Source organism: Streptomyces beihaiensis, from assembly GCF_026274175.1.
GTDB lineage: Bacteria > Actinomycetota > Actinomycetes > Streptomycetales > Streptomycetaceae > Streptomyces > Streptomyces beihaiensis.
Genome location: NZ_JAPHNL010000245.1, coordinates 1 through 470, shown reverse-complemented (window position 1 = coordinate 470; position 470 = coordinate 1). Strand labels below are relative to the sequence as shown.

Annotated in this window: 1 protein-coding gene; it reads right to left on the bottom strand. The window is 83.4% G+C overall.

The features are described from left to right. The coding region (locus OFY01_RS19195; protein WP_323135533.1) for a biotin/lipoyl-containing protein at window positions 1-470 on the bottom strand (470 nt) is incomplete at both ends.

The window sequence follows — 470 nt, the reverse complement described above, 5'->3', positions numbered from 1 at the left end:
CCGATCGGGCCGGTGCCGCCGGTGCCGCGGGGGCGGCCGGGGCCGGGGCGGCCGGAGGGGCGGGGGCGGCCGGTGCCGCCGGTGCCGCGGGGGCGGCCGGGGCCGGGGCCGGAGCCGCGGCGGGGGCGGCCGGGGCGGCGGGCGCGGGGGCGGCCGGAGCCGCGCCGGGCGCACCGATGACGGCCAGCTTGGCGCCGACCTCGGCCGTCTCGTCCTCGCCCACGACGACCTCGAGCAGGACGCCCGCGACGGGGGAGGGGATCTCGGTGTCGACCTTGTCGGTGGAGACCTCGAGCAGCGGCTCGTCCTCCGCGACCTCCTCGCCGACCTCCTTCAGCCAGCGGGTGACGGTGCCCTCGGTGACGGACTCGCCCAGGGCGGGCAGCACCACGTCGGTGCCGGAGGCGCCGCCCGCCGGAGCGGAGGCGGCGGGCGCGGCGGGGGCCTCGGCGGCAGGGGCCGGAGCGGCC